The 25,986-nt window shown below is 61.8% G+C and carries 31 protein-coding genes and 1 tRNA gene; 14 read left to right on the top strand and 18 right to left on the bottom strand.

Features of this window, described 5'->3' with window-relative positions; translation table 11 throughout:
• Window positions 1-5 precede the first annotated feature (5 nt).
• Window positions 6-1,292 (top strand): phosphoribosylamine--glycine ligase, encoded by a 1,287-nt coding sequence (gene purD, locus GJR99_RS00930; protein ID WP_151108799.1) that lies wholly within the window; start codon window positions 6-8, stop codon window positions 1,290-1,292.
• A 76-nt stretch (window positions 1,293-1,368) separates the two neighbouring features.
• Window positions 1,369-1,884, top strand: a complete 516-nt coding sequence (locus tag GJR99_RS17775) for an acyltransferase (RefSeq protein ID WP_151108798.1) — start codon at window positions 1,369-1,371, stop codon at window positions 1,882-1,884.
• A gap of 26 nt (window positions 1,885-1,910) precedes the next feature.
• Here the strand turns inward: GJR99_RS17775 and GJR99_RS00920 are convergent, their stop codons facing one another.
• From GJR99_RS00920 to GJR99_RS00900, 5 genes are all read right to left on the bottom strand, one after another.
• The gene (locus GJR99_RS00920; RefSeq protein ID WP_151108797.1) at window positions 1,911-2,930 is read right to left on the bottom strand and encodes a sensor histidine kinase; all 1,020 of its coding nucleotides are present in this window, start codon (window positions 2,928-2,930) and stop codon (window positions 1,911-1,913) included.
• Window positions 2,931-2,992: 62 nt separating this feature from the next.
• A complete protein-coding gene (locus GJR99_RS00915) occupies window positions 2,993-3,703 on the bottom strand; it encodes a hypothetical protein (protein ID WP_154325914.1) in 711 nt (236 codons plus the stop codon).
• A gap of 136 nt (window positions 3,704-3,839) precedes the next feature.
• Complete coding sequence (locus GJR99_RS00910; RefSeq protein WP_151108796.1) at window positions 3,840-4,652, bottom strand: mechanosensitive ion channel family protein; 813 nt, start codon at window positions 4,650-4,652, stop codon at window positions 3,840-3,842.
• 1 nt (window position 4,653) lies between these two features.
• Entirely contained in the window at window positions 4,654-5,463 is an 810-nt protein-coding gene (gene dacZ / locus GJR99_RS00905) for a diadenylate cyclase (RefSeq protein WP_151108795.1), read from the bottom strand.
• A 275-nt stretch (window positions 5,464-5,738) separates the two neighbouring features.
• Window positions 5,739-5,821 (bottom strand) — tRNA-Leu (locus GJR99_RS00900).
• Between the two features lie 80 nt (window positions 5,822-5,901).
• Between GJR99_RS00900 and GJR99_RS00895 the strand changes: the two genes are divergently transcribed.
• A complete protein-coding gene (locus GJR99_RS00895) occupies window positions 5,902-6,210 on the top strand; it encodes a transcription initiation factor IIB family protein (protein WP_058570703.1) in 309 nt (102 codons plus the stop codon).
• A 31-nt stretch (window positions 6,211-6,241) separates the two neighbouring features.
• On the opposite strand, the gene GJR99_RS00890 is transcribed toward GJR99_RS00895, so the two are convergent.
• The 6 genes from GJR99_RS00890 to GJR99_RS00865 form a co-directional block, all read right to left on the bottom strand.
• On the bottom strand, window positions 6,242-6,451 hold the full coding sequence (locus GJR99_RS00890) for a hypothetical protein (RefSeq protein ID WP_151108794.1): 210 nt from the start codon (window positions 6,449-6,451) through the stop codon (window positions 6,242-6,244).
• A gap of 30 nt (window positions 6,452-6,481) precedes the next feature.
• Entirely contained in the window at window positions 6,482-6,985 is a 504-nt protein-coding gene (locus GJR99_RS00885; protein WP_151108793.1) for a phosphopantetheine adenylyltransferase, read from the bottom strand.
• A gap of 90 nt (window positions 6,986-7,075) precedes the next feature.
• Window positions 7,076-7,540, bottom strand: a complete 465-nt coding sequence (locus tag GJR99_RS00880) for a winged helix-turn-helix domain-containing protein (protein WP_151108792.1) — start codon at window positions 7,538-7,540, stop codon at window positions 7,076-7,078.
• Between the two features lie 134 nt (window positions 7,541-7,674).
• On the bottom strand, window positions 7,675-8,751 hold the full coding sequence (locus GJR99_RS00875; RefSeq protein ID WP_151108791.1) for a glutamate--cysteine ligase: 1,077 nt from the start codon (window positions 8,749-8,751) through the stop codon (window positions 7,675-7,677).
• 100 nt (window positions 8,752-8,851) lie between these two features.
• Window positions 8,852-9,490: a fibrillarin-like rRNA/tRNA 2'-O-methyltransferase gene (locus tag GJR99_RS00870; protein ID WP_151108790.1), complete on the bottom strand. Its 639-nt coding sequence runs from the start codon at window positions 9,488-9,490 to the stop codon at window positions 8,852-8,854.
• The gene (locus tag GJR99_RS00865) at window positions 9,487-10,326 is read right to left on the bottom strand and encodes an NOP5/NOP56 family protein (protein WP_151108789.1); all 840 of its coding nucleotides are present in this window, start codon (window positions 10,324-10,326) and stop codon (window positions 9,487-9,489) included. Before GJR99_RS00865 ends, GJR99_RS00870 begins: the two co-directional genes overlap by 4 nt.
• A 104-nt stretch (window positions 10,327-10,430) precedes the next feature.
• Here GJR99_RS00865 and GJR99_RS00860 point away from each other — a divergent pair, with 104 nt between their 5' ends.
• The 8 genes from GJR99_RS00860 (at window position 10,431) to GJR99_RS00830 (ending at window position 14,845) form a co-directional block, all read left to right on the top strand.
• Window positions 10,431-10,571, top strand: coding sequence for a rubrerythrin-like domain-containing protein (locus GJR99_RS00860; RefSeq protein WP_151108788.1), 141 nt, complete (start codon window positions 10,431-10,433; stop codon window positions 10,569-10,571).
• Window positions 10,568-10,990 carry a hypothetical protein gene (locus tag GJR99_RS00855; RefSeq protein ID WP_151108787.1) on the top strand — a complete coding sequence of 141 codons (423 nt, stop codon included), beginning with the start codon at window positions 10,568-10,570 and terminating at the stop codon, window positions 10,988-10,990. The genes GJR99_RS00860 and GJR99_RS00855 overlap by 4 nt, the downstream gene beginning before the upstream one ends.
• Before the next feature lie 56 nt (window positions 10,991-11,046).
• On the top strand, window positions 11,047-11,418 hold the full coding sequence (locus GJR99_RS00850; RefSeq protein WP_151108786.1) for a hypothetical protein: 372 nt from the start codon (window positions 11,047-11,049) through the stop codon (window positions 11,416-11,418).
• 43 nt (window positions 11,419-11,461) lie between these two features.
• Window positions 11,462-12,112 carry a DUF6517 family protein gene (locus GJR99_RS00845; protein ID WP_151108785.1) on the top strand — a complete coding sequence of 217 codons (651 nt, stop codon included), beginning with the start codon at window positions 11,462-11,464 and terminating at the stop codon, window positions 12,110-12,112.
• A gap of 111 nt (window positions 12,113-12,223) precedes the next feature.
• Entirely contained in the window at window positions 12,224-12,376 is a 153-nt protein-coding gene (locus tag GJR99_RS17325) for a hypothetical protein (protein WP_191967048.1), read from the top strand.
• Window positions 12,373-13,356 (top strand): magnesium/cobalt transporter CorA, encoded by a 984-nt coding sequence (gene corA, locus GJR99_RS00840; RefSeq protein ID WP_151108784.1) that lies wholly within the window; start codon window positions 12,373-12,375, stop codon window positions 13,354-13,356. Before GJR99_RS17325 ends, corA begins: the two co-directional genes overlap by 4 nt.
• A 220-nt stretch (window positions 13,357-13,576) precedes the next feature.
• Window positions 13,577-14,575, top strand: a complete 999-nt coding sequence (locus tag GJR99_RS00835; protein ID WP_151108783.1) for a transcription initiation factor IIB — start codon at window positions 13,577-13,579, stop codon at window positions 14,573-14,575.
• A 90-nt stretch (window positions 14,576-14,665) separates the two neighbouring features.
• A complete protein-coding gene (locus GJR99_RS00830) occupies window positions 14,666-14,845 on the top strand; it encodes a DUF7836 family putative zinc-binding protein (protein ID WP_082682085.1) in 180 nt (59 codons plus the stop codon).
• A 27-nt stretch (window positions 14,846-14,872) separates the two neighbouring features.
• Here the strand turns inward: GJR99_RS00830 and GJR99_RS00825 are convergent, their stop codons facing one another.
• Window positions 14,873-15,280, bottom strand: a complete 408-nt coding sequence (locus GJR99_RS00825; RefSeq protein ID WP_151108782.1) for a translation initiation factor IF-2 subunit beta — start codon at window positions 15,278-15,280, stop codon at window positions 14,873-14,875.
• A gap of 251 nt (window positions 15,281-15,531) precedes the next feature.
• On the opposite strand from GJR99_RS00825, the gene GJR99_RS00820 reads away from it, so the two are divergent.
• Window positions 15,532-15,768: a UPF0058 family protein gene (locus GJR99_RS00820; protein ID WP_151108781.1), complete on the top strand. Its 237-nt coding sequence runs from the start codon at window positions 15,532-15,534 to the stop codon at window positions 15,766-15,768.
• A 180-nt stretch (window positions 15,769-15,948) separates the two neighbouring features.
• Here GJR99_RS00820 and GJR99_RS00815 read toward each other — a convergent pair whose 3' ends face one another.
• From GJR99_RS00815 to malQ, 5 genes are all read right to left on the bottom strand, one after another.
• The gene (locus GJR99_RS00815; RefSeq protein ID WP_151113789.1) at window positions 15,949-16,374 is read right to left on the bottom strand and encodes a DUF555 domain-containing protein; all 426 of its coding nucleotides are present in this window, start codon (window positions 16,372-16,374) and stop codon (window positions 15,949-15,951) included.
• 168 nt (window positions 16,375-16,542) lie between these two features.
• Window positions 16,543-17,457 carry a DNA-3-methyladenine glycosylase family protein gene (locus tag GJR99_RS00810; RefSeq protein WP_151108780.1) on the bottom strand — a complete coding sequence of 305 codons (915 nt, stop codon included), beginning with the start codon at window positions 17,455-17,457 and terminating at the stop codon, window positions 16,543-16,545.
• A gap of 81 nt (window positions 17,458-17,538) precedes the next feature.
• The gene (locus GJR99_RS00805) at window positions 17,539-18,483 is read right to left on the bottom strand and encodes a mechanosensitive ion channel family protein (RefSeq protein ID WP_151108779.1); all 945 of its coding nucleotides are present in this window, start codon (window positions 18,481-18,483) and stop codon (window positions 17,539-17,541) included.
• Window positions 18,484-18,614: 131 nt separating this feature from the next.
• Window positions 18,615-19,013, bottom strand: a complete 399-nt coding sequence (locus GJR99_RS00800; protein WP_151108778.1) for a spore germination protein GerW family protein — start codon at window positions 19,011-19,013, stop codon at window positions 18,615-18,617.
• Window positions 19,014-19,143: 130 nt separating this feature from the next.
• Window positions 19,144-20,634, bottom strand: a complete 1,491-nt coding sequence (malQ, locus tag GJR99_RS00795) for a 4-alpha-glucanotransferase (RefSeq protein ID WP_151108777.1) — start codon at window positions 20,632-20,634, stop codon at window positions 19,144-19,146.
• Between the two features lie 109 nt (window positions 20,635-20,743).
• Here malQ and GJR99_RS00790 point away from each other — a divergent pair, with 109 nt between their 5' ends.
• Together GJR99_RS00790 and thrS are read left to right on the top strand one after the other, a co-directional pair.
• Entirely contained in the window at window positions 20,744-22,285 is a 1,542-nt protein-coding gene (locus GJR99_RS00790) for a methyl-accepting chemotaxis protein (RefSeq protein ID WP_151108776.1), read from the top strand.
• A gap of 125 nt (window positions 22,286-22,410) precedes the next feature.
• On the top strand, window positions 22,411-24,336 hold the full coding sequence (gene thrS, locus GJR99_RS00785) for a threonine--tRNA ligase (protein WP_151108775.1): 1,926 nt from the start codon (window positions 22,411-22,413) through the stop codon (window positions 24,334-24,336).
• 45 nt (window positions 24,337-24,381) lie between these two features.
• On the opposite strand, the gene GJR99_RS00780 is transcribed toward thrS, so the two are convergent.
• On the bottom strand, window positions 24,382-25,818 hold the full coding sequence (locus GJR99_RS00780; protein WP_151108774.1) for an alpha/beta hydrolase family protein: 1,437 nt from the start codon (window positions 25,816-25,818) through the stop codon (window positions 24,382-24,384).
• Window positions 25,819-25,986: the final 168 nt, after the last annotated feature.

Here is a 25,986-nt window from a genome sequence, read left to right as displayed (position 1 = left end):
CGAGTATGAGCGAGACCGTCCTTCTCGTCGGTGGCGGCGGCCGCGAGCACGCGATTGCCCGTGCGCTGGCCCCCGACTGCGACCTGTACGCCTGTGCAAGCAACCGAAACCCTGGTATCGCCGAACTGGCCGAGGGATTCGAGACAATCTCGGAGACGGCGGCAGACGACATCGTCGCGTACGCTGAATCCGTCGGTGCGACGCTCGCAATCGTCGGTCCCGAGTCAGGGTTGGCGGCGGGCGTCTCAGACGCACTCGACGCGGCGGGAATCTACACGTTCGGTCCGCAAGAGGCAGAGGCCCGCATCGAGACGGACAAGGCGTTCCAGCGGCAGTTCATGCGCGAGAACGAGATTCCGGGCAACCCGGACTTCGCTACGTTCGACGACGTGGAGGCGGCGTGCGACTACATCGACGAGTACGACGGTGACCTCGCAGTCAAGCCTGCCGGCCTGACCGGTGGCAAGGGCGTGAAAGTCATCGGCGACCAGGTCGACAAGGAGGGTGCCAAAGCGTACCTCCGTGACTCCGACTACGAGCGCGTCGTCCTCGAAGAACGACTCGTCGGCGAGGAGTTCACCATTCAGGCGTTCGTCGCCAACAGCGAGTTCCGCGTCAGTCCGGCCGTCCAGGACCACAAGCGCGCCTACGAAGGCGACGAAGGACCGAACACCGGCGGGATGGGCAGTTACACCGACGTGACGCAGTCACTCCCGTTCATGACCGACGGCGACTACGAAGCGGCCGTCGAAGTCATCGATGCGGTGGTCGACGCCATGCCCGACTACAAAGGTATCCTCTACGGCCAGTTCATGCTCACGAGCGAGGGGCCGAAAGTCATCGAGTTCAACGCCCGGTTCGGTGACCCAGAGGCGATGAACACGCTACCTGTCCTCGAAACACCGTTTATCGACGTTCTCGTGGCCGCTCGCGAGGGCGAATCGCTCCCCGAACTCGAGTTCGCCGAGAAAGCGACGGTCTGTAAGTACGCCGTCCCGGAAGGCTACCCAACCGACCCGAAAGCCGGCGCGAAAATCACGGTGGACGTGGACGAAGGCAGTGACGCACTCTTGTTCTACGCCAGCGTCGACGCCCGCGAAGACGGTCTCTACACGACCACCTCTCGGTCGTTCGCCGTCGTCGGCCACGCCGAGAGCATCGCGCAGGCCGAACAGATAGCCGAAAGCGCCCTCGTCGACGCCGGTGATGGATTCCACATCCGTCACGACATCGGCACCGAAGCGCTCGTCCAGCGTCGTATCGACCACATGAACGAGATTCGCGGCGAGTAATTCGGCCGGAATCGACGTTCGATTTTTCCTGCCCCACGGCGTGGGCGCTTTTACCCTCCCCGTCTAATCGACTGCCGTGACCGACGACTCCACCCGCCGACACGAGCGCATCGAACACCATCCGACACCGGGGCCCCTCAACTCGCTACAGTACTGGACGGACGCCAAACCGGTCTGGCGCGTGATGCTCAACTACTTGTTCGTCCTCGTCGCCCGCGTCGCCCCGTCGCTCCGCGTTCGAAACTGGGCACTCAGGCGTATCGGTGTGACCGTCGGAACCGGCGTCTCGTGGGGGTTGGAGGCGACACCGGACGTGTTCTGGCCCGAACTCGTCACCGTCGAAGACCACGCGATAATCGGCTACGACTCGGTCATCCTCTGTCACGAGTTCCTCCAAGACGAGTACCGAACCGGCGAAGTCGTCGTCGGAAAACGAGCGATGATTGGGGCGAAGGCGACCATCCTCCCCGGCGTTCGAATCGGTGAGGGTGCACAAGTGGCAGCGAACTCGCTCGTCACCCGTGACGTCCCGCCAGGAACGACCGTGGCAGGCGTGCCGGCACGGCCGATGTCGGAGTCAGAGTCCGAATAGAAGACGAACGCTGGTGTGACCGTCGGTCAGTTGAGTGCGGGCCTGTCTTCTTCGAGACAGATACAGAAGACTGCGCCTTCGTCGTCGTCTTCGACCCAGAGGTCACCGTTGTACGACGATATCACGTTGTCCGCGAAGAAGAGACTGATGCCCGTTCCGTGGTGGAGTTGGTCGTACTCTTCGCGGCCGAAGATGAGGTCTCGCTGTTCTTCAGGGACGCCAGGACCGTTGTCAGCGACGCGAATGTAGACGTCGCCATCCGCTCGTTCGAGGGAAACTTCGACCTGTGGCGTCTCCTTGTCGTTGTGTGTGACGGCGTTTTCGAGGAGACACTCGATTGCCTCACCGAGCAAGTCGTCTGCGATGACTTCCACCTTCGGGAAGCTCTCGAATTCGAACTCCGCACTCGGGAACTCGATGGTCGCATCGACGATTTTCTTCTGCAAGATGACGTCGAGGCGAACGGGGCGATTGGACCGGTCGTGAGAGCGTTCGAGGAGGTCACGAAGGTCACGCGCTCGTTCGGACTTGTGGACGATATCGAGTACTTTGTCCTGCACCAGTTGGAGTTCTTCGAGTGCTCGTTCGTCGTCGATTCTGCTCGCGACCTGCTGTGTGTACCCGTAGACGACGTTGAGTTCGTTCCGAAGGTCGTGCCGAAGGAGTCTGCTGAGCACTTCCGAGACGTTCTCGTACTGACGCTGTTTCGTGGTGTCGAGGAAGAACGCGAGGAATCCCTGTACGTCGCCCTCGATGACGATCGGGGTCGCAAAGCCGTTTCCGTAGACGACTCTGTCGTCTGTTCGGCGCACCATGAACTCGCCCGACCACGTCTCTTCGTCGAGCATGTGTTCGATGATTTCGTAGTACGACTCTTCGTTGCCTGCGATGAGACCCACCGGTTCTCCGATTATCTCGTCGTACTCGTACCCCAGAAAGTCGAGGCCGGCGTCGTTGATGTCGCGGAACGCGAAGTTCGTGTCCGCGATGAGCATGGGGATGTCCGCGCTTCGAAACGCTTCACGATACACACCAGTATCTACCATGCTGTTCTTGCGATAGAATTACCCCACCACTACTTATTATCCGTGGTCATTCGACTGCCAGATTATCCGTCGTCCCGCAGTTCGAAGATGCGTTGGTAGTAGCGGCCGACGATATCGGTCGTCAACGAGAGGTCACGTTCTGGGTCGTTTCGGCACCAGTTGTCGTGGGCGTCGACACCGGCGAGGAAGTACTCCGAGAGGTCGTCGATGTCGGTGGCAGTCGCGGCTGGAATCATACGAGCGAGTTTGATTCGATGGGCACGGCGCGCGATGGTCCGCCAGCCGTCGCGGCGTTGTCCGTGGAGTCGCCAAAACCGAGCGTGGAGGACCGCGTATTCAGTGTCGATACCGAGTTGGGTACAGACGCGCTCGAGGAGTATCCGGACGTCTTCCCACCGTGGGTCGTCGTTGATCGACATCCCAGGTACCGCCTCAGCAACGTCCACGAACACACCCTCCGGGACTGGTCCCGAGAGGCACTCGTAGAACGCTGCGCGATTTTCTATTTCGTCTTGGAGAAACAGTGCGCGCATGAACAGCTCTCCGGCTTGTTTCGCGTCGGCAGCGGGGACGTCTGGAAAGTCGATTTGAAACGACTCTGACATTTTCTCCGTTGCGCGCCTGGCTGCAATCTGTGCCGCATCGAAATCGCACGCGATGAGATGCGTCTCCCGTAAATCCTGATAGTGGAACCCCCGAAGAAGCGTCTCGGCGGCCTCACTGGCCCGTGGAGTGGGTGCCGGAATATCGAGTGGTGGGAGGTTTTTCTTCATCGCATGCAGTGAATCCGATATAAGAGAATCTCTGGTCCTCTTCTAAACTGTTATGGCGTCATATTGATAAGAGGCCCCAACGGCGTCGTGCGTGCGTCTGACGGCAGTCGCTGTCTTAAAGAGATAGACGCTATCGTTAGCGAATTCGTCCGACGCCCTCGTCGAAGACTCGTGCGTTCGGAAGGATATACTCCCGGTCTTCTGACTCGACGTAGGTGACGAACATGTCGAACTCCTGAACTACGCCGTGTATCTCACCGACGACGATTTCGTCGCCGATGCTATACGGTTGAATGAACAGGAGGTACGTCCCCGCAGCGCCGGACTTGAGCAGGTCGTGAAATGCGACGGCACTGAGGACGATGAGGCCGAACAGGTACGCGCCGAGGAGGACGATGAGTGCCGCGATAGCGACACCAACCTGTGAGAGCGCGATGAGTGACGCGAGGAAGAACACGGTGTACTTCGCCAGCGACGGGAGGATGTTCACCTGTGGGAGTTTCACGCCACGGAACCGCTCGGCGACGAGGAGTTCGATTTTGTCACCGACGACGATGCCCACGATGAGAACCAAGATGGCGATGAACAGTTGTGGGAGGATGGCGAGGACGAGGCCCCAGAACTGGTCGACGTAGTTGACGCCGACGAACGAGAGGGCGGCGACGAGCGCGATTCCCAAGACGAAGTATCGCGTCAACCACGACAGAATCTCGATCGTCGATGTGTCGAAGTCGCGTGCGGCGCGCTCGAAGGCCGTCCCCTCGATCGCGTCGGGGACGCCAGCCCTGATGAGCAGTCGCTGGACGAGCGACCCGGCGACGTACGCGAGCACCAACCCGAGGGCGAGGATGGCGAGGACACCGAGAAACCGTACTCCGGCAGTCTGGACGATTCGTTCGACGATGCTACCGATTGACTGGAGAGGTAGGGGCTGGACGGACCCCACCATCTTAGTAGTCCTCCGGGTCGATTTCGAGAATCATCTTCCCGCCCTTGAACGCCCGGACGAGACCGTCAGACTCCGAGAGGACGATGGCCGTCGCGTTGGTGTCGCGGGTGATAGCACCGCCGGCCATGTGCCGCGCGCCGAGTCCCTTCGGGATGTCGACGCCCTCGGCGGAGGGTTCGAGATAGCGGTACGCAGAGACGATTTTCCCCGAGTCGGAGATGACGAACGCGCCGTCGAGTCGGGAGAACTCCTTGAGCATCACGTTGACGATGGGGTCGCCGACGTAGACGTGCGACTTCTCGAACGGGTTGTACGAGAGCGGACGGGACTTGTTCATCACCTTGCCAGCGTCGCCGACGATGAACAGCGCCCCGACTGGTTCGCCTTTCTGCCCCTTCTTGCCCAGTTCGATGGCGACCTCGAACACGTCACGGATGACACCGGGGTCCGCCCGCGAGTTGGCGAAGAGGTCGTAGATGCCAGACCGCATGTTCTCTTCGACACGAACCCTGACGACCGTGTCTGGATCGCCGCCGAAGATGCCCACGTTGCAGGCGATGGTGTCACCTGCCTCGACGATACTCTGTTCCATCGCACCCTCGACACCGAACCGAATCCGGTCTTTGACGTTCTGGAACTGCAGCGGGAGTTCCACGAACGTCTCCGCGTCGACCGTGTTCTCGGGAGCGATGACGACTGTCGGGACCTCGGCCTCTTCGAACCGCTCGTAGTGCGAGTGGCTCGGGGTGAAGAGGAACAGCCCATCGACATCCATCACGATGTCGCCTAATAACTCAGATAACGCCGCCATTGGTGGACACACACACCGGGTGAGAAAAAGGGTTGTGTCGTGTCTGACGTGTGGCGTGCGATTCTCGGTTGTGAGTCGAGCGAATTCCCTGATAGATTCGGGTGGTTATTCGTTGTGAAAATAGCGATTGGGGAGAGACGGGTGTTTGGGTGACGCGGGACAGGGTTCGAACCGGACCGAGACTCGCGTTGCTCGTCTCGTAGGGTTCGGAACCCTTTGTTGCGATTTTCGCCCTCACTGTCGCTCACTACGTTCGCGTCCGTTCGGACAGAAAATGCGCGGGACAGGGTTCGAACCTGCGAAGGTCTACACCACAGCGTCCTAAGCGCTGCGCCTTTGGCCACTTGGCTACCCGCGCGCACTTCCACCTTACCACAAACCACCTATCAAGTTGTCGTTCGCCGCGGAGGTTATGTTCTCCCGTCTACAACGCCGACTATGTACAGCGCCCGAGACCAACGAGACAACGAGAAGTGGTTGGCCCGCATCGACGCCGCCGCCGACAGTCTCGAACTCGGTAGCGAGGCACGCTCGTACGCCTCGGATATGTTCCTCACGCAACTCCCCGACGAAGACCGCTCGAAGAAGGCGGTGGCCGCGGCGAGTCTCTACGCCGGCGCGCTCATCGCGGGTGAAGAACGCTCTCAGTCTGCCGTCGCGGACGCGATGGACGTCTCACGACTCAGTATTCAACAACGCTGGAAGGACCTGCTCACCGAGGCCGGCTTTCGGCCACCGAGTTGGTAGTCAGTCAGCGTTGGTGCTGTCGAACTGCGCGTCAGTCGGTGGTCTCGACGGTCGAGGTGCCGCGACGAGTGAACAGTGCGTAGGTGACGGCGATGACGATGATGCCAGCGAGGACCCCCGTAGGGATGCCGACGAACAGTGAGAAGGCAATCCATCTCGCGGCCAGTTCGGTGACGGCGATGCCGACGAGGAGGGCGGCGGCGAGTCCGACTGCGAAGCTCGCGAACAGCGGGTGACGCATACGAGAGGCTACGCACCGAGGGTCAGAAAGTTATTCGTTAGCGTCAGGTGGCGTCCGGCCGCGGCCCTCACGGTCGGGGGTGAGATTTCCGTGTCGGTCGATTTCGCCACTCACGATTCGAGTCGAAGAGATTCGGTCGCCGTCTTCTGCCGGGACGTGTTCGACGACCTCGATTTCGAGGGGTTTCAACCCGCGTTCTTCTCGAATCTGGTTGACCTTGTTGCCGCCAGTTTTCGTCTCGGGGGAGACGATGAGGATGTCGAATCCCGGTTCGGTCGCGATACCGGTCGGTTCTTCGAGGACGCGAATCTCGAACTCGCGGCCGTTCGCCTCCGCCAGTGGCCGAAGCTCTGCTTCGAGGTCGGCCTTTCGTTGCTCGAACGGACGGACGTATCGGTCGACGTGACGCGTTTTCGGTGCGAGTTCGTCACTCGTGAGTCCAACCGTGACGTCGCCCAATTCGAAGGCGCGCTCGAACAGCGCGATATGTCCATCGTGGACAGGGTCGAACGTCCCGCCCAACGCGACGTGCATACTCTCGCCGTAGTTGCCCCGCGACTTAAGCGGGTCGGGTTACACGAGTGCCGAGCGTCTCTCGCGTGCAACAGAGAGACGGCCGAGCAGTCACTCTTCGCGAACAGTAATCGTGACGGGGTCGGTCTCCTCGGAGCCATCGGTGCCGAGTCGGCGGTCCAGATTGAACACCGCATTCAACTGCGACTGCACCTGGGTCGTGACGCCCTTGACGAGTTCGCTCGGTGCGATGGCGACGTACTCGTAGGGGTTGTTCCCCGCGCCCGAACTCTTTCGCTTACGTCGGTCGACAGTCTCGTCGTCGGCGAGTTCTGCGAGCGCCTCTCGGACTGTGCTGGGATACAGCCCCGTCCCGTTTGCGACTTCCTCACTCGTCGAGTACGGATTCTGTCGAAGGAAGACGTAGATTCGCGCTCGTGTCTCGGTCTCGAGAACCCACGCGAGTAAGTCTATCAACCCGTCGTCGAACTCCGAGACGGCGCAGTCTGCTGCGGTCTGAGATTCGTGTTCGTCCGTCGATTCGACTTGGCCCTCAGTGCTCTCGTTCGCAGACATCTGTGTTACGGGAAAGGTCAAAACACAGTTGCTAAAAAAGGTTTCTCGTCACATCTGTGAGCGGGTCTGCGTCACGGAGACGAACGAGGGCGCACAGACGAACGAGGGAGCACACTACTCGAGAGTCAAGAACACTACTCGAGCGTCAAGTACTCACACAACTCGTCGAGACCCGACTCCTCGTGGATACGGCGTTGGATGTCAGTGCCGGACTCGGCGTCGAACAGCGACCGGAGGCCATCGACGCCGAGGCGGTCTGACTCGGCTTCGACGAACGATTCGAGGTCGACCACGCCGTCGACGTCCGGTACGATAAAGCTCGCATCTCGGCCGTGGCGCGTCGCCCGCCACTTGTTCTCGTCGAGTATCTCTCGGCGGATATCGTGGCCGGATTCACCCGACTCGTAGCGGTCTGCGAGGTCCAAGACGAGCGCGTGGACGTACTCGACGAAATCGACGACGCGGTCTGGGTCGGTCTGGGCGTCTGGCGTTCGAATTTCGACGGTTCCGTGGCCCGTGTGCGGGCGAACGTCGAACCAGAGTTCGCCTCGGTCGTCTATCGACCCGTACTCGACCATCCGGTGTTCGAACTGGAGGAAGTCCTCGAAATCGTCGAACGCGGTCGGCATCCCGGTGTTGGGGAGGTTCTCGAAAATCTTGGCCCGTGCCGAGGCAAGTCCCGTGTCGAACCCGTTCCAGAACGGCGAGTTGGCCGAGAGCGCGAGTAACGGTCCGACGTACCACCGAAGTTGGTTGGCTATCCAAACAGCCTTGTCCGGGTCGTCGATGCCTACGTGGATGTGCAGGCCAGCAGTGGTGTTCCGGTGCTGAGGATACTGAATCCGGTCGAGTTGTGCCTGGTACCGAGGCTTCGTCGCGTGGTCGAGTTCACGCCACTTCGCCGCAGGGTGGAGGCCTGCTGCGGCGATACGATATCCGTGGTCCGACGCGTGTTCGACGAGTGTCTCGCGAACCGACGTGACCGCGTCGGCCACGTCTGCGGGGGCTTCGAGACGCGGCGTCTGTGTCTCGATAGTGAACTTGAACAACTCGTGGTCGAGTCGCCCAGAGAGTGGTTCCGGAGGTTCCGGTCCGTAGACCAATTCGTCGATTCCCGAGGTTGGGCGGCCATCGGCATCGACGATATAGAATTCCTCTTCGATGCCGAGTGTACCCATCCGATCGAAGGCGTCCGCCGACCCTAGTTCCATCGCAACCGCGTTGGTGGTCCCTAATTAAAAACGTCGTGGACGGCGGCGAACGCGTCGCACAACTCCTGTCGAGAAACCACAACGAAAGTGGGTCGATTCGTCACTTCGGACGAGCGACGATACCGAGGTGGTCGGCGTGGAATCGGTCTAATCGGGCGGTCTCGAGGATTTCGTACGCCGGTTCGAGTTCGTCGAGAACGTCGTCGAACACGTCGTCGGGGTCGGCAGTCACGTCTTCGCTCCGTGCCTTGACGGCCATCAGGAGGCGGCCGTCGTCGGCCAAGAACTGGCGGTTTCGGACGGCGACGGTCGCCTGTCCGCGCGTCGCGACGTCCATCACGAGACAATCGACGTCGGATTCGACGACGTGCGCGTACGATTCAGGGTCGCGCGCGTCCTTCAGCAGCGGAAAGAGATTGTCTCGGGCTTCCGCCACGCCGACGAGGTCACGAACCGGTCGCGGCGCGAACTCGACGGCGTAGGTTGGGCCAGCGAAATCGGCGACGTGAGAGACGGTCGTTCCCGAGGCGGCACCGAGATAGAGGACCGTCTCACCGCCGACGAGGCCGGTGTCCATCCCGAGTTCGAGCATTCCACCGAGTTTCGACCGGGTCGCGTCCCACGCGCGCCACCCATCGGCGTCTGTGGGTTCGCCGTAGACCGGCGTCCCCTGCGTCGAGAGTCGCTCGCGGCCGTCGAAGCTCCGACGTTCGACGCCTGCGGGCAGGTCGTCGCTCATTCGTCTCCCTCCTCGGCGCGGGCACGAATCGTCGCCATCCGCTCGGCGAGTTCGGTGTGGATTTCGGGGCGGTAGTCACCCGAGTAGTAGTCGATACGGGCGGCGATAGAGAGCTTCCCAGCGAACGCGCGAGCGGCCGACCCGCGGTCCTGTCGACGCGTGCCGCGAACGTACTCGTGGGTGAAGATGACGCCGTGTTTCGGCGAGGGTGCACGGCCCTTCAAGTGGGCGAACAGCGCGTCTTCGGCACCGAGAACTTGCACAGTCCCACTCGGCGACTTGGCAAGTTTGTCGAGGCCGCCAGCGAGCGAGATGAGGCGGGCAGTGAGAACGGGACCGGCCATCTCAGAGAGGTTGGGCGCGATAGTGGGCGCGCGTTCTTCGATGAACGTCTGCAGGTCGTCGCGTTCGTCGAGGAGGTCGACAGCGCGAGTCGCGTACGAGACGACACGTTCTTCGGCCGCAGTCGTCGGGTCGCGAGCGGCGATGTCTCGGACGCCGTCGAGGCCACGTGGAACGTCCTCGTAGAGCGTGCCAGCCCATTCGACGACGCGCTCGGCGAGTTCGTTCGCCGTTCGTTCGGCGTCGTCCATCGCGCGGACGGCGTGGGCGAGTTGCTTGTCGTCGGCGCGTTCGCGTTCGGAGACTGCGTCGCGGGCGGCGGTGAGCGTCGCCGCTCTGAGTTTCTCGTAGTAGTCGTCCTCGTCGGCGGCGAATCCGTCTTCGACGGCCGTCGTCGGCCAATCCGCAGGGGCGTCCGCCCGGCCCTCGCGGATACGGTGGGCCCCGGAAGAAGGGTCGTCTGGGTTCGCGCCGGCGAACCATGCGTCTGTCATGGTGGCGGGTTGCGCCGCATTCAGGTAAAAGGGCACGGACCTGGAGTCGTCTGAAACGTGTACAAGTGCCGTGGTAAAGTTTAACACACACACAGTCCTACCACATGGCGATGGAGAGGCCATCGTACGTCTGTCGTGAGTGCGAGACCACTGTGAGCGCAGCGTCGTACCGTGCGACGTGTCCAGAGTGTAGCGGCGAGCTTCGGCCCGCGTCGGTGAGTGGCCGTCGTCGCGCCGGCGGTTGAACGAGACACACGGGTCCTCGGACCCGACTGTCGTCCGTTCGATTGCAGTCACGACCGACGACCTGGTATCTGCACTGGAGGCGAACCGTCGGGCAAACAGAGACGTCGTCATCCGCGTGACGCCCCCATTTTACCCACGAGAACGCGCGCGGATTCACCTCACTGGCGGAGAGGCGTCTGATTACGCCGACCCGTCACCGATTCACTTCGACCCCGAGGCGTTCCTCGAAGCGACGGCCCCGGCGTATCCCGAAGTCGACGAGACGCGCCCCGACCCCTACGAACTGGAGGCCCACCACGAGCGACACAAGACGGCCGTAGCCGAGTGGCGGCGTTCGGTCCGGTCGCACCTCCGAGACCGTATCGAACTCCCGACGAGCGACGTCGCTCACGACGTCGACGTGAAATATCTCGGCTGACAGTCGGGGTTCGGCAGAGCGAACCACTTTTTCGGTGGCACTGCCACGGTGCGTACATGAGTGCCGACGAGTACCGCCGTGGGAGGAAGGTCGAGCGCGAACGGCAACAGAAAGACCGCCGGGCACGCGGCCGGTACCGGGGTGTGTTACCCGCCATCTACGCCATCGGGTTCGTCAGCTTCACCGTCGTCTCGCTCTTCATCGGCCCCGAACCAGCGTTCGCCGTCTACCTCGTCACACATCTGTTCTACGCGGGCCTCATCCGTGCGGACATCAAGTCGCTGCAGAGTCAGGGAATCGACTGGGGGTTCTCGCGCCACCTCTGGTTCGGCGCGGCGTTCGCGCTCCCCTTCGTCGCGCCGGCGTACTACCTCTACAGCGGGCGCGTCCTCCGCCGCGAGAACGAATCTCGTGGAGTTTCAGACTGACACAGGCCGCCGAACTTATAGCCGGAGAACGGGAATCCAGACTATGGTCTCCAAACGTGTGTTCGCCGCACTCGCGCTCACCGCACTCGTTCTCACGAGTGGGTGTCTCGGCGTGCTCACCGGCGAAGAGTCGCTCAGGTTCGAATCTGAACCCGCCACGACCGACGCGACCGTCGCGTCGAACGCAGGGTACGAGACGAACGGAACACAGACGTTCGAAGTAAACCGGACGTTCAACGTCGCGGGTCAGGAACCGCGGGTCGTCGCCAGCAACCACATCACGACCTACGAAAAGAAGATTGACCTCGGCTTCTTCGAGGCAAAACTGGGCGTGTTCAGCGTCATCTCGACGCCCGCGGTGGACGTCGCTGGCGAGACGCTGAACCCTATCGGCGACTACTCCAACGACCAGTTGGTTGGACTCGTCGAGAGTCAGTACCGCGGGCTCACCGACGTGGAACGAGTGAGTTCACGGAACGTCCAGGTTCTCGGAGAGCCAGCCAACGTGACGAAGTATAGCGCCAAAGCGACGTTCGCCAACGATAGACAGGTCGACGTGTACGTCCACGTGACCAAAGTCCGTCACGACGAGGACTTCATCGTCGCCATCGGCGTCTACCCACAGCAACTCGGTGGGGAAGAAGACAACGTCCTCGAGATGATGCGGTCTATCGAGCACCCGTCCGAAGCGTAATCACACGCCCCTCTGTTGCGTAATCACACGCGCCCCTCTTCCGCACTCATTTCTGCGAGTCAGCGTGTCACTGGGCGAGACTTTTTCTCGCCAGCACGGGTCCGTCATGCTATGAATCGCGTGCGAACTGCTGGAATCGCCACGACGGGAGTCGCCGTCGTCGCCTACGGCGTGGGGACGCTCATCGCGTATCCCGGCCGTGCGTTCTCCCTGACGGCCCTCATGGTCGGCATTACGCTCTGGGCGGTCGGAGGCGTCACATGATTTCGGCGCTCGTCTACGACGACGGCGGAGTGACAAACTACGACGACGCCCACCTGTCGGACGCACGAGACGCCGCCGGAACGACGTGGGTCCGCGCGACCGACGAGTCGGAGTTCGACCGGGTCGCCGACGCGTTCGGCATCCACCCGCTCACGGTCGAAGACGTGCGAACCGACGCTCGCCCCAAAACCGAGATGTACGACGATTACACGTTCGTCATCGTCCGCGTAGCGACGCTCAGAGTGGGCGAACAGGTGTTCGAAGAGGAGGTTCAGACGAGGCCGGTCGGCCTCTGCTTCGGTGACGATTGGCTCGTCACGCTGACGCGCCGCGACCTATTGTCTGTAAATCGCGTGTGGGACGCCGTCGAGTCCGAAGAGGCGCGACTCCTCCGGTTCGGCCCAGACTTCGTCGCTTACCGCGTCATCGACCGCATCGTCGACGACTACTTCCAGTTGTTAGACGAGATTGGCGAGGAGATAGAGACCATCGAAGACATCATCTTCGAGGGACCGGACCCGGCCGTCCTCGAAGGGTTGAACGCTGTCAGGCGCGACCTGCTCTCGTTCCGGAAGACGGTGTGGCCGACTCGTGAGGCCGCAGGAGTCCTCTCTCGTGGCGACCCAGACCACGTCCGCGAGACGACAGAGAAGTACTACCGGAACGTCTACGACCAACTCGTCGAACTCGTCGACCTCACCGAGACGTACCGAGACCTCGCGCGCGGTGCCCGCGACATCTACCTGAACACACTCTCACAATCCACCAACGAGGTGATGAAGACACTCACCGTCGTCGCAACCATCATCCTGCCGTTGACACTCGTCGTCGGTGTCTACGGCATGAACTTCGACCCCGCCGCCTCAGCGTTCAACATGCCCGAACTGGGTTGGGAGTACGGATACGTGGCGACGATGCTGGGGATGGCTCTCGTCTCGGGAATCTTACTCGTTTACTTTCGGCGAGAGAACTGGTTGTAACTGGACGAAAGAGATATACTACCTGATTAATCACGACCGAGTTCGATATGTGGCCTGTCGCGCGGGACAAAAGGCCACTATCATGCGATTAGGGGACATACCATCGACAAAAGATTTAAGTAGTTTTCGGCCTTACTACGGGTAAGGCACGTCCCTGCCGGATTATTCTTTCGTCTTCTTTACTCACTACCGGCCGACATGGGGTCGAGCCCTTCCCATAATGAGCGACACCACCACCACCCGAACGTACGAAACCGACGCGAAGGCCCGAGACCTCAAGTCACGAGAGACCGAGCACAAAGAGCGACAGCGAGACGAAGACCAGGTCTGTCCCGAATGTAGCGGCCAACTCATCCACGACGACGACCACGGCGAGACCGTCTGCGGTGAGTGTGGTCTCGTGGTCGAAGACACCGTCGTCGACCGTGGCCCCGAGTGGCGCGCGTTCGACGCCGCCGAGCGAGACAGCAAGTCTCGTGTCGGCGCACCGACGACCAAGATGATGCACGACAAGGGGCTGTCGACCAACATCGGTTGGCAGAACAAAGACGCCTACGGCAAGTCCCTGTCGCCGCGACAGCGTGAGCAGATGCAACGCCTCCGCACGTGGAACGAGCGCTTCCGCACCCGTGACTCCAAAGAGCGCAACCTCAAGCAGGCACTCGGCGAAATCGACCGCATGGCTTCGGCTCTCGGCCTCCCGGAGAACGTCCGTGAGACGGCGTCGGTCATCTACCGCCGCGCACTCAACGACGACCTGCTCCCCGGCCGCTCCATCGAGGGCGTCGCGACCGCGTCCCTCTACGCCGCCGCGCGCATGGCCGGAACGCCACGCTCGCTCGACGAACTGGAGAAGGTTTCCCGCGTCGACAAGATGGAACTGACTCGGACGTACCGCTACATCGTCCGCGAGTTGAAACTCGAAATCAAGCCTGCAGACCCCGAGCAGTACGTCCCACGGTTCGCCAGCGAACTTGGACTCTCGGACGAAGCAGAGCGGCAGGCGCGACACCTCCTCCGCGGGGCGAAAGAGACGGGTGTCCACTCCGGTAAGTCGCCGGTCGGCCTCGCCGCCGCCGCCGTCTACGCCGCCGCGCTCCTCACCAACGAGAAGGTGACCCAAAGCGAGGTGTCGGCGGTCGCAGACATCTCTGAAGTCACCATCCGCAACCGGTACAAAGAGCTCCTGGAAGTACAGGACGGAAACCTGTTCGCCTAATCGTTCTCGGTGGGCTTGGTGGCCCATACTTTTTCTGAAATGTGCCAGCTCGTAACAAGATTTATCCGGCTTCCCGGAGCATATCTTGGTATGGTCGAAGCGTTCGTCCGGCTCTTATGCCCCGAATGTGGAAAAGACTGGGAGACAAATCCGACGTCACTCCCGGCTCACAGAGACAATTTCTCGTGTCAGTCCTGTGGGGCGACACGGCGTACTGCCGAGTTTATGCGGACAGAGCGCGACCTCCAGACGCTCAAGCAGTTCGATTAACAGAACTGCGAAAATCGGGGGTCGTCGTCAGAGGTCAGGAATCGCCGAGAGCGCACCGCACGCCTCACACTTCATCACCGTCGCACCCTGTTCGGTGACGAACTTCGTGTCCGGCGACTCACACTCACTACAGCGGACGAACTCGTCGACGTACTCGTCGAGCGCCTCGGCGACTCGCCGCTGTTTGAACTCGCCAGTGAACCGGATACGACCCTTGTCGTCGATTTGGGCACTCGTCCCCAACTCCGACTGGAGGAACTTCTGGAGGTGGTCGGCGTCGCACGCGAGTCGGTCGTACGTCTCGGCGAAGTTCTCGTAGACCGTCGCGTTACCCTCTTGGCGAACGACCGGGTCGGGAACGCTGAATCGGTCGCTACCCTCGTTCACGTCGGGAGCCTCCGAGAGCGCACGGTCCAGTTGTTCGTCGTAGTCCATACACCACCCTACCAGTGGCACCGGGTAAAATACTCACGACCCCTGGGAACTGCGCGCGGTACATATTGGTATAAAGCACTCTGTATTTTTCGCCCCATATCGAGATATGAACCCCCAAAACACCAAACGAATTGAAAACGCACAAACACAAATCCCGCCCGAGACACCGATAATCGGCCGTTTAAGAGAGTCGGATGCTAACGTGACTCAAGATAATACTATATCCCTCCGGTATCAAGCGTGGTTTGCTCATGAAGAAGCAGGAACTCATCCACCTGCACGGCCTGCTCGCAGAGGTACACACACAGATTGAAGCGTGGGAAGACGACGAAATCGAGCTCACCGAGTACAATACTCTCGGCGTTCGACCGACGTCAATCCACAAATCTAAGACGGACCACAAAGCAGCCGTGTTTAAACTGGCGAAAGGAATCACAGGAGCTATGCGCGACGCCGAACCGGAACCGGTGGCCGCGCAAGCCGACTGAACCGACGAACAAGAGAAACGCGTTCTCCTCCACGAAGCAACGAGACACGAGCGACAGCGTCGTCTCACAACTACACCACCACACACCAACCGCGAGCGTCACCGCTCGCCAGCAGGCAGAACGAACGGTCACACTGCACGGAACGAAAACTCTCTGCGCGGAGCGAAAACTCTCGGTCGGTTAGCGGTCTTCGACCAGGTCGTCGAACTCTGGGATGAGTTCCTCGTCGTCGGCCGCTTCGTCACCCTCGCCGTCTGCGTTCGCCGAGTCGTCTTCGAGTACCTCGACAGAGAGCACCTTCAGCGGGATATTTTCGAGGCGTTGTCCAATCTCTTTCCGTGCGATTCGTGACGCGTGTTCTTCTTGTTCGACGTTGAACACGGTCATCTCCAGTTCGAGCGCGACGAGTGCTTCGTCTGCGGCGATGAACGCTGGAGGGAGTGACTCACCGCTCGGAGTGGTACGGGAACCCATGTTGATTTCGACGTATTTGAGGTCCGGGTTGAGCATCTCACCCGTCTTGGAGATGGCGATACGAATCGCCTCGTCTTCGGTCTCCACGTCGTACACTGGGACCGCGGCCTCGACGACGACTCTGCAGTCCATCATACCCCTAAACTTGTGTCGCGAGAGGTATCAACCTTCTTGCCACTCTCTTACACACATCGACTCTACGACCTTACACGGGGGTGACCTTCCGGGAAGCACTCACTACCCTTCCGGGAAGCACTCACTACCCTTCCGGGAAGCACTCACTACCCTTCCGGGAAGCACTCACTCGCCGCCAGACCGGAGGTAGTGGAAGACGTACGTCTGTGTGTACCCCGCGTATCCGCCGCCGAGTCTGTCGCGAATCGCCCGCGACGTCTCCGTGTAGTTTCCGCGGTCACAGTCGGGGTAGTGGTCCTCGATCGCGCTCCGAATCCACGTATCGAGCGGCACGGCTTCGAGGTAGCCGAGCGAGAACAACAGCACGCAGTCAGCGACTTTGTCGCCGACGCCGACGAACGTCGTCATGTAGTCGCGTGCGTCCTCGTAGTCGCGCCCGAGTGCTTCCGAGGGCGTCGCCTCGCCCGTCGCGACCATCTCGGCAGTCCGCTGGACGTAGGGCGCACGGTAGCCCAAACTGAGGTCACGGAGTTCGGCCTCGGTGGTCGCCGCGAGACGCTCGGCCGTCGGATACGCGTAGACGGTGTCGCCGTCGAACTCGACTGCCTCGCCGTACGTCTCGCGGAGGCGTGCTTGCATACCGAAGATTCGAGAGACGCGCATCTGCGCCGAGCAGATGAACGAGACGAGACAGCCAAACGGTGGGTCGCGGACGATTCGCATCCCTGGATAGGCCTCGTAGGCCCGGCGGACGAGTGGTTCGTCAGGCATCGCATCGACGATTTCGTCCAGGTCGTCGTCGAGGCGCAAGAGGTGCGTCAGAATCGGGACGGCGTCGACGTTCGACTCCCACTGGAGGGTTCCATCAGTCTGGCGCGCTCGGACGACGGCCGTCTCGTCTGAGACTCCGTCGAGCGGAGGAACGACCGTCTGATACCACGCGTCACCACCGTAGGCCGCGTCGCGTTCGTACATTCGACCATCCGGCCGGTCCCACAGATACGACTGACCGCTCTCTAAGGTGGACTGGAGGTCGAACGCGCCGTCTATGTCCGCGAGGTCGATGACACCCGTCTCCATCGGTTCCACGTTGGCCCAGGGGGATTTGCGGGTTTCGATGCCGACGGGGCAGTCGTCGGCAACAGCCGACTCGACCGAGAGTTAGCGATTGCGCCCGACCGGGAAACCGACGCGGTCAGGGTGCTCGTCGAGGCGTGCCAAGATACCCTCGTACAGGTGATTCCGAGCGTTCTGTGCCCCTCTCGGCGGGACGAGGACGCGAAGCGTGAGGACGACCCACGACTCAGATTGCGAGATGTTGACCGTAGGGCTCTTCGGGACGTCCAAATCCAGCGGTGACTCGTCGAGTCGGTGCCTGTATCGTTGTATCGCTGCACGCGTCTCGTTGCCAAACGCTTCTTCGGCCACGTCGAGCATGATGTCACGGACGAACGGGATATCCGTCTCGTAGGAGACCTGGACGGGGACCTCGGTCCAGATACGGTCGAACAACGCGCCGTGGTTGACGACTTCCGACGAGAGGACGAGCGAGTTCGGGACGGTGACCGTTCGCCCAGTCGGCTGGTTCGACGTGAGTTGGCCACCCGTCTCCCAGAGCGTCGTGACGAGGAAGTCCACTTCGGCGACGTCGCCGGAGACGTTGGCGATGGTGACGCGGTCGCCGACGGCGTAGGGCCGCTTGATGACGACGTAGACCCAACCGATGAGCGAGAGAATCGGTTGTTGCAGGGCGAAGGTGATGGCGAAGCCGATGACACCGAAGGAGACGAGCACACCGAGCCATTGGTCGGTGAACGCGCCGAGGACGCCGACGAGGGCGACGATGCCGATAGTGAGTCTGAGGACGTTTCGGAGATCGTGCGCTCGGCGTCTATCGGAGATTCGAGCGACGAAGACGGACATCAGGAGGCGGTAGAATCCGTACGTGACCAACACGACGGCGAGTGCCGACAACCCTTTCGCCAGAAGCACGTCGGCGTCGGGAACCGCGATGTTTGACAGTGGCGTCGTCGTTCGAATCAGGCCGGCGAGAACCGCGGCGAGTAGTCCGGCGACGAAGGAACCGAGGCCGAGACGTCGAGACATACCGATTCCGTGGAGTGGACGACGCAAAAAGGTGTAGTCGAGTGACGGATTCCCAAATGGGGCGTGGTCTGCTCAACGACGGGAGCGACTGCTCAACGACGGGGGCGGCAGCTCAACGACGGGAAGACGGCTCAGCGCCGGCGCAAGCGACCCAGTACCAGTCCGAGAGCGACTCCGAGTGCGAAGATGCCCGCGAGTCGGCGTTCGGTCCCGAACTTGACGAATCTCGTCTCGTCGGCGGTCACTTCGACGACGCCAATCGGTGTCGCTCTCACGCCGCCACCACCACCGAATCCTTCGCCGCCCTCCTCGCCAGTCTCGTCGGTTCCCGTCCCGCCACCCATCCCCATGCCGTACGTGATGCTCGCGGCCGGAATGACCGTCTTCTCACCCACGGTGACGGGGTCGCCGTAGACCGTCTTCGTGTCGGTCCCGAGTATCGATTCGAGTGGTGAGAGCAGTCGTCGCCCGGTCACTTCGACGTCGATTTCGTGCGCACCGCCGTGTGTCGCGTTCTCGTCTATGTCCATGTGAGAACGTACGCTTCCAAACGAGATAACCTCAGATGTGCCGCGTCGAGCGTCGAGAACTGTATTTTCGGGGGCGCGGACAGAACGTCCCAGCGTCGAGGGCAGAACGTCTCAGCCTCGCGGACAGAACTCAGTTTCTGATGTGGAGGTCCGTCAGTTCTGCGAGTCGACCGGCGACGTCAGAGTCGAGTCCGTCGGTCGTGATGCGCCACTCCCAGTTTCCGGTCTGTGTTCCGGGCGTGTTGAATCGGGCGTGGGAGTCGAGGCCGAGGATGTCCTGCATCGTGCTGAACGCGAGGACGGCCGGCGAGTTCCAGACGGCGTCGATGATAGACCAGTGAATCTCCGACCCGTCAGCACCGATGTTGTAGTGGAGGCAGTCGCGCGTGTGGTCGTCCAGCGACCGGTAGTAGCCGACGAACGTGTCGGTGTCGTGGGTCGAGGTGTAGGCGACCGAGTTCTCGGGGTAGTGCATCGGTTGGTACATGTCGCCTTCTCGGCACCAGTCGGCGTACTGCGGGACGCGCATGCCGGGGAAGGCGAATCGGTCGCGGAGGTCCACGAGCGAGGGGTCGAGGAAGCCGAGGTCTTCGACGATGAAGGGCAGGTCGCCCAGTTCGCGTTCGACCGTCTCGAAGAAGTCGTGACCCGGTGCGTCTCGCCACTCACCGTCGGCAGGGTCGTCTGAGGTGGCGTCGATGGCCCAGTACTCGTCGAAACCTTTGAAGTGGTCGATGCGAGTGACGTCCACGAGGTCGAACAGGCGACGAAGACGGTCTAACCACCAGCCATAGCCGTTTTGCTGGAGTGTCTCCCAGTCGTACAGCGGGTTGCCCCAGCGCTGCCCGGAGTCGTTCGGGTTCGGCGGGACGCCGGCGACGACGGCCGGTTCGTGTGACTCCGTGAGGTCGAACGCCTCGGGGGCGGCCCACACGTCGGCGCTGTCGAGAGCGACGTAAATCGGGAGGTCACCGACGAGAGTGATGCCTTTCTCGTCGGCGTAGTCGGCGAGTTCGTGCCACTGTTGGTCGAAACAGAACTGGACGAACTCGCGGTAGCGAATCTCATCCGCGTGTTCTTCGCGGGCGCGGGCGAGCGCATCTTCGTCGCGCGTCTTCAGCTCCTCGGGCCAGTCTATCCACGCGCCTTCGAACTCGTCTTTCAACGACGCGAAGAGGGCGTAATCTTCCAGCCATCCCGCTTCGCGCTCGCAGAAGGCGTCGAACGCGGCGCGGTCCTCGTCGGTCGCGTCGGCCTCGAACCGGTCGAACGCGGTCCGAAGACGCGAGCGCTTGTAGTTGCCGACGCGTTCGTATTCGACGGTGTGGTCGTCGAACTCCGGCACAGGTTCGAGGTCGTCTTCGGTCAGCCATCCGCGTTCGACGAGGTCCGTGAGGTCGACGAACAGCGGGTTGCCGGCGAACGACGACGACGACTGGTACGGAGAGTTAGCCATCACGGGCGAGGTCGGTCCGAGCGGACAGAACTGCCACATCGACTGGTCGGCGTCGGCGAGGAAGTCGACGAATTCGCGAGCACCATCACCGAGGTCACCGATGCCGTGAGAGCCAGGGAGCGACGTGATATGCATGAAGACGCCACTCTGTCGAGAAAGTCGCATACCCCTGCATCTGCATGCAACCCAATTGGTACTTTGGGTCTGAGCAGTGATTATCAGCGTTGATACTATTACACGTAGATATTTCAATCGAATTGACTAATCGAGGCATATGTCTCGTTCGTTGGGCAGTTCGCTCGGTGGCCTCAAACTCAAAATCGGGGCTGGAGTCGGTGCTATTGGCGTCGCCGGCGGGTCTGTCGCCGTCTTCTCGTACGTCCAGACGGGGAGTACGCTCCTGTTGGGAGTGACGCTCGTCGCCACCATCGTGACGATGACAGTCATCGGTGCGGCGGCGCTGACGGTGTTTCGCGAGGTCGACGAGTTATCACAGAAGATGGTCGCTATCGAGCGTGGCAACCTCGACGTCGACCTCACGACGGAGCGAAACGACGAAATCGGGGCGTTGTACGAGTCGTTCGCACGGATGCGAGACTCCCTTCGGCGCTCACTCGACGAGGGAGACCGTCACCGAAAGCAGGCCGAGAACTCGAACGACCGCCTCGAACGCGTCGCGTCGTCGTACGGCGAGACGATGCAGGCGTGTGCCGCAGGCGACCTGACCCGGCGCGTCGATACCGACGTCGAAAGCGACGCCATGCGACGCGTCGGTGAGTCGCTCAACGAGATGCTCGATTCGCTCGAACCGACGATAGCGAGCGTGAAAGGGTTTGCCGCGACGGTCTCCGACGAGAGTGACGCCGTCGCCGGGCGTTCCGAGACTGTCGAGCGCCGAAGTCGAACGGTCAACGAAGAGGTGACGACCATGGCCTCGGACGCCGTCAGACAGACCGAACACCTCGACGACATCGCCGATGCAGTCACAGAACTGTCGACGGCCATCGAGCAGGTGAGAGAAGCCACCGCCGTCGCCACGGAGACGTCCGCCGAAGTCGCCAGTCGGAGCGAACACGGGCGCGAGGCCGCGACAGACGGACTCGACACGTTCGACGACATCCGCGACCAGACCGAACGCGCGCTCCGTGCAGTCTCGCAGTTACAAGCGCACGTCGAAGAGATGGACGAAGTCGCGACGACGATCGGAGCGGTCGCGACCCAGACACGACTCCTCGCACTCAACGCAAACATCGAAGCGGCGCACGCCAACAGCGGCGAGGCCGCAGGGTTCGCCGTCGTCGCAGAGGAGGTCAAATCGCTGGCCGACGAAGCGCACGAGAGCGCCGAAGAGATACACGAACTCGTCGGCACCGTCGGAGCCCAGACGATGCAGTCCGTCGAAGCGATAGAAGAACTCGACCACCTCGTCGCTGCGGGCGGCGAGACGGTCGAAGCGGCCCTCGGAACGCTCGACGACATCGCGGCCCACGCCGAGACGATGGACGACGAGGTGCGGGCGATTCGCGACGCCGCTGACGGTCAAGCCGCCGCAGTCACCGACGTGGACGAGCGGACAGAGAAGATTCGCCGCATCGCGGACGAGACGCGGACGCACGCCGTCGAAGCGTCAGCCATGGCCGACGAGCAGACAGAACTCGCAACTACCGTGACGGCAGAAGCGAATTCGCTCGTGGACGAAGCGATGGAGTTGGAGACACTCGTCGACGAACTGGAGACCACCGAGACCGCAGCTATCCAACGCGAAACGGCGTCGGGCCGGCGCATCGGTGAATCGACACCCGAAGCGCGCAACTAATCGCGTCGATTGCCGCCAATTCGTGCGTTTCGAATGTTAGCAATTTGCACGATTTCGGCCTCCTCGAGGCGTCTTTCGTGCCTGTCTCAACAACACTTATTCCCCCCCGTCGATTTCGTGCGCGTATGAGTGATATCGCTGTTACCCTCCCAGACGGGTCCGAACTCTCCGTCGAGGAGGGTGCGACGGTGCGAGACGCCGCGTTCGCAATCGGCCCCGGTCTCGGAAAGGACACCGTTGCCGGCGTCGTCGATGGCGAACTCGTAGACAAAGAGACGCCGCTCGAAGACGGCGCGGAACTCGTCATCGTCACCGACCAGTCCGACGAATATCTCGACGTACTCCGCCACTCGGCGGCCCACGTCTTCGCACAGGCACTCCAACGTCTCCACCCCGAAGCCAAACTCACCATCGGCCCGTGGACGGACGACGGATTCTACTACGACGTGACGAACGTCGAACTCGAACAGGAGGAACTCGACGCCATCGAAGACGAGATGCGCGACATCATCGAGGAGGACCTCGACATCGAACGCGTCCTCGTCGACCGTGAGGAGGCACTCGAAAAGTACGCCGACAACCCCTACAAGCGCGACATCCTCGAGACCGAGGCGGCCGACGACGACGAACTTTCCTTCTACCAGCAAGGCGAGTTCGAGGACCTCTGTAAGGGTCCGCACGTCGAGTCGACGGGCGACATCGGCGCGGTCAAACTGCTGAACATCTCGGCTGCCTACTGGCGCGGTGACGAGGAGAACGACACGCTGACGCGCGTCTACGGGACGGCCTTCGAGTCCGAATCCGACCTCGAAGACTACCTCGACATGCGCGAAGAGGCCAAAGAGCGCGACCACCGCAAACTCGGCCAGGAACTGGACCTCTTCGCTATCGACGAGACGACGGGGCCGGGCCTGCCGCTCTACATGCCGAACGGCAAGCGCATCCTCGACGAACTCGCGGACTACGCGCGCCAACTCAACCTCGACGCCGGATACGACCCCGTCGAGACGCCGCACCTCTTCCGGACGGAACTGTGGAAGAAGTCGGGCCACTACGAGAACTACGTCGACGACATGTTCCTCCTCGACGTCAACGACGAGGAGTACGGTCTGAAGCCGATGAACTGCCCCGGTCACGCGACCATCTTCGACCAGAAGTCCTGGTCGTACCGTGACCTGCCGGTTCGCTACTTCGAAGACGGCAAGGTGTATCGGAAAGAACAGCGCGGCGAACTCTCGGGTCTCTCGCGTGTCTGGTCGTTCACCATCGACGACGGCCACCTGTTCGTCCGCCCCGACCAGATAGAAGACGAGATCAACCTCATCATCGAGAACATCCTGACCGTCTTCGAGACGTTCGGGCTGGACGCAGAAGTCGCGCTCGCGACGCGTCCCGAGAAATCCGTCGGCAGCGACGAAATCTGGGAGCAGGCCGAGACGCAACTCCGTGCCGTCCTCGACGACAGCGGCATCGACTACGGCATCGAAGCGGGTGACGGTGCGTTCTACGGGCCGAAAATCGACTTCGCGTTCAAGGACGCGCTCGGCCGCAAGTGGGACGGCCCGACGGTCCAACTCGACTTCAACATGCCCGACCGCTTCGACCTGACCTACACGGGCGAAGACAACGAGGACCACCAACCGGTGATGATTCACCGCGCGCTCTACGGCAGTTACGAGCGCTTCTTCATGGTCCTCATCGAGCACTTCAACGGCAAGTTCCCGTTCTGGCTCGCCCCCGAGCAGGTCCGTATCCTGCCTATCTCGGACGACCAGATTGGCTACGCGAAGAAGTTGCAGTACGAACTCGGCGACTTCCGTGTCGAAATCGAAGACCGCTCGTGGACGCTCGGTCGGAAGATTCGCGAGGCACAGACCGACCGCGTCCCCTACATGGTCATCGTCGGCGGCGACGAAGAAGAAGCAGGCACCATCTCGGTGCGTGACCGCAAAGAGCGCGAAGCCAAAGACGTGAGCGTCGAGGAGTTCCGCGACCACCTCGAGAGCGAATACGCCGAAAAGCGTCCGGAACCCGACTTCCTCGACGAGTAACGACCCATCCGCGAAGGGGTCTCGTCACTCGTTTTCGACTGTTTCTCAGACCGAGACTGTCCTCGCTCGTTCGTCTCGTGCCGCCCTGTCGAGTTCTCGTGCGACCGTCTGTTGGAACTCGTCGCGGCGGATTAGATTCGCCATCACACCGAAGTGCCCACACTCCCACTCGGTACGGTTGGGTCGGGGAATCTCCCACTCTTCGAAGAGTGCGCGTGCCGTCTGCGACGGTGCCAAATCGTCGTGTGAACCGATGAACGTGAACACCCGTGCAGGGTCGAGACACGGCGTCTTCGGCGGGTTCAACAGCGGTGCGAACTCGTGGAGGAGTTTTCCAGTCCAGCCAGCGGCGTCGAGAGCCTTGTCGATACCGAGGAGTGGGGTGAGCGACCCCGAAAGGAGCGTCTGGTCGATTGCACCGGGTGCCCCAACGGGGAACAAGAGGTCCGGACGCATCGATTCTGGCCAGTCACCACACCGGCCTCCGACGTGGAGCGCAATCGTGCCGCCGAGGCTGACACCACCGACGCCGACGACGGGTGCACCTTCGGTTCTGGCCCAGTCGACGAGGACGCCCGTTTCGAGCGCCGCGGCGGAGTACAGGGTGAACAATCCGACTGGCGCGCGTGCGATGTAGGGTTCGCCGCTGTAGTGACCGAGGGGTTCGCGCCGTCCGTGCCACGGTGCGTCGGGGAGGATGACCCGGTAGCCCTCGGGTGCGAGCGTCCGCGCGAGGTACTCTTCTTCGGGCCAGTAGACGAGTTGGTCGTCGAACATCCCCCACCCGGAGTGGAAGATGATAGTCGGCAGGTCGCCGTCCACGTCGGCCGGTTCGTACACTCGGGCGGTGGCGTCGTCGCTGATGTGCGGCGATGGCGACGTGAAACGGAGCAAGAACTCGACGGTTCCCGGTCCGCGAACGGTCGCAGAGCGTTCGATACGGGGGAACTCCTCGCTGGCCTTCGACTCGGTAAAGCCGTAGAGGCGCTCGGGTTCGGCGAGTTCGTGGTGCCAGCGCGAGCGTGCATCGTCGGGGTCGGGCGTCTCGAATTTCACCGATGGCACGAAATGTTCTTTCGCCAGAAAGCCGAAGATGTCGGTTGGTTTCGCGCGACGCTGTGCGATTTCTCGTCGGTCGCGTTCTATCTCGACGCGTTCGTCCGGGAGCGACTCGTATCCACCCCAGAAGACGCTGTTCCACCGTTCCATCGTCTCGTCGTACTCTTCGCGGACGGTCGCGTACTGGGCGAGGGCGCGTTCGATTCTGTCGTGGAGGTGCGGGGCGGGCGGTGCGTCGACTTCTCGGAGGAACGCTTCGGGGCCTTCACCGAGTGCGACGTCGGCAGCAGCACGGGCGCGGACGACGGCGAACTCGCGGGGAAGCGACCGGGTCTTGAGTACCTCGACCGGCCGAGAACTGAGGAGTCGGCCGACGGGGGACGTCAGTAGTCGATGGAGGGACGGAGTCTCGAGGTGGTCCATAGTTTGTGATACGGTTGACACCATATTGACCTTAGCCCGAGCGTCAGTGGATGCGAAATGGGCGAGATGGGACTAATAAATCACGTACTGCTATACAAAATAGGGTGTCTGGGTTTCGGGTTTCTCGCAGTCCATCTCGCGTGCCTCCACGTCTGCATCGGGAACCCC

This window comes from Haloferax marinum, assembly GCF_009674625.1.
Classification (GTDB): domain Archaea; phylum Halobacteriota; class Halobacteria; order Halobacteriales; family Haloferacaceae; genus Haloferax; species Haloferax marinum.
Note: the sequence above shows the minus strand (reverse complement) of the source record. Positions and strands in the feature narration are given on the sequence as shown.

What these genes read in the sequence shown, in the direction of transcription:
- purD (WP_151108799.1), top strand. Translation starts at nt 6, where the DNA reads ATGAGCGAGACCGTCCTTCTCGTCGGTGGCGGCGGCCGCGAGCACGCG.
- GJR99_RS00920 (WP_151108797.1), bottom strand. Translation starts at nt 2,930, where the DNA reads ATGGTAGATACTGGTGTGTATCGTGAAGCGTTTCGAAGCGCGGACATC.
- GJR99_RS00915 (WP_154325914.1), bottom strand. Translation starts at nt 3,703, where the DNA reads ATGAAGAAAAACCTCCCACCACTCGATATTCCGGCACCCACTCCACGG.
- GJR99_RS00910 (WP_151108796.1), bottom strand. Translation starts at nt 4,652, where the DNA reads ATGGTGGGGTCCGTCCAGCCCCTACCTCTCCAGTCAATCGGTAGCATC.
- dacZ (WP_151108795.1), bottom strand. Translation starts at nt 5,463, where the DNA reads ATGGCGGCGTTATCTGAGTTATTAGGCGACATCGTGATGGATGTCGAT.
- GJR99_RS00895 (WP_058570703.1), top strand. Translation starts at nt 5,902, where the DNA reads ATGTACAGCGCCCGAGACCAACGAGACAACGAGAAGTGGTTGGCCCGC.
- GJR99_RS00890 (WP_151108794.1), bottom strand. Translation starts at nt 6,451, where the DNA reads ATGCGTCACCCGCTGTTCGCGAGCTTCGCAGTCGGACTCGCCGCCGCC.
- GJR99_RS00885 (WP_151108793.1), bottom strand. Translation starts at nt 6,985, where the DNA reads ATGCACGTCGCGTTGGGCGGGACGTTCGACCCTGTCCACGATGGACAT.
- GJR99_RS00880 (WP_151108792.1), bottom strand. Translation starts at nt 7,540, where the DNA reads ATGTCTGCGAACGAGAGCACTGAGGGCCAAGTCGAATCGACGGACGAA.
- GJR99_RS00875 (WP_151108791.1), bottom strand. Translation starts at nt 8,751, where the DNA reads ATGGAACTAGGGTCGGCGGACGCCTTCGATCGGATGGGTACACTCGGC.
- GJR99_RS00870 (WP_151108790.1), bottom strand. Translation starts at nt 9,490, where the DNA reads ATGAGCGACGACCTGCCCGCAGGCGTCGAACGTCGGAGCTTCGACGGC.
- GJR99_RS00865 (WP_151108789.1), bottom strand. Translation starts at nt 10,326, where the DNA reads ATGACAGACGCATGGTTCGCCGGCGCGAACCCAGACGACCCTTCTTCC.
- GJR99_RS00860 (WP_151108788.1), top strand. Translation starts at nt 10,431, where the DNA reads ATGGCGATGGAGAGGCCATCGTACGTCTGTCGTGAGTGCGAGACCACT.
- GJR99_RS00850 (WP_151108786.1), top strand. Translation starts at nt 11,047, where the DNA reads ATGAGTGCCGACGAGTACCGCCGTGGGAGGAAGGTCGAGCGCGAACGG.
- GJR99_RS00845 (WP_151108785.1), top strand. Translation starts at nt 11,462, where the DNA reads ATGGTCTCCAAACGTGTGTTCGCCGCACTCGCGCTCACCGCACTCGTT.
- GJR99_RS17325 (WP_191967048.1), top strand. Translation starts at nt 12,224, where the DNA reads ATGAATCGCGTGCGAACTGCTGGAATCGCCACGACGGGAGTCGCCGTC.
- corA (WP_151108784.1), top strand. Translation starts at nt 12,373, where the DNA reads ATGATTTCGGCGCTCGTCTACGACGACGGCGGAGTGACAAACTACGAC.
- GJR99_RS00835 (WP_151108783.1), top strand. Translation starts at nt 13,577, where the DNA reads ATGAGCGACACCACCACCACCCGAACGTACGAAACCGACGCGAAGGCC.
- GJR99_RS00830 (WP_082682085.1), top strand. Translation starts at nt 14,666, where the DNA reads ATGGTCGAAGCGTTCGTCCGGCTCTTATGCCCCGAATGTGGAAAAGAC.
- GJR99_RS00825 (WP_151108782.1), bottom strand. Translation starts at nt 15,280, where the DNA reads ATGGACTACGACGAACAACTGGACCGTGCGCTCTCGGAGGCTCCCGAC.
- GJR99_RS00820 (WP_151108781.1), top strand. Translation starts at nt 15,532, where the DNA reads ATGAAGAAGCAGGAACTCATCCACCTGCACGGCCTGCTCGCAGAGGTA.
- GJR99_RS00815 (WP_151113789.1), bottom strand. Translation starts at nt 16,374, where the DNA reads ATGGACTGCAGAGTCGTCGTCGAGGCCGCGGTCCCAGTGTACGACGTG.
- GJR99_RS00810 (WP_151108780.1), bottom strand. Translation starts at nt 17,457, where the DNA reads ATGGAGACGGGTGTCATCGACCTCGCGGACATAGACGGCGCGTTCGAC.
- GJR99_RS00805 (WP_151108779.1), bottom strand. Translation starts at nt 18,483, where the DNA reads ATGTCTCGACGTCTCGGCCTCGGTTCCTTCGTCGCCGGACTACTCGCC.
- GJR99_RS00800 (WP_151108778.1), bottom strand. Translation starts at nt 19,013, where the DNA reads ATGGACATAGACGAGAACGCGACACACGGCGGTGCGCACGAAATCGAC.
- malQ (WP_151108777.1), bottom strand. Translation starts at nt 20,634, where the DNA reads ATGCGACTTTCTCGACAGAGTGGCGTCTTCATGCATATCACGTCGCTC.
- GJR99_RS00790 (WP_151108776.1), top strand. Translation starts at nt 20,744, where the DNA reads ATGTCTCGTTCGTTGGGCAGTTCGCTCGGTGGCCTCAAACTCAAAATC.
- thrS (WP_151108775.1), top strand. Translation starts at nt 22,411, where the DNA reads ATGAGTGATATCGCTGTTACCCTCCCAGACGGGTCCGAACTCTCCGTC.
- GJR99_RS00780 (WP_151108774.1), bottom strand. Translation starts at nt 25,818, where the DNA reads ATGGACCACCTCGAGACTCCGTCCCTCCATCGACTACTGACGTCCCCC.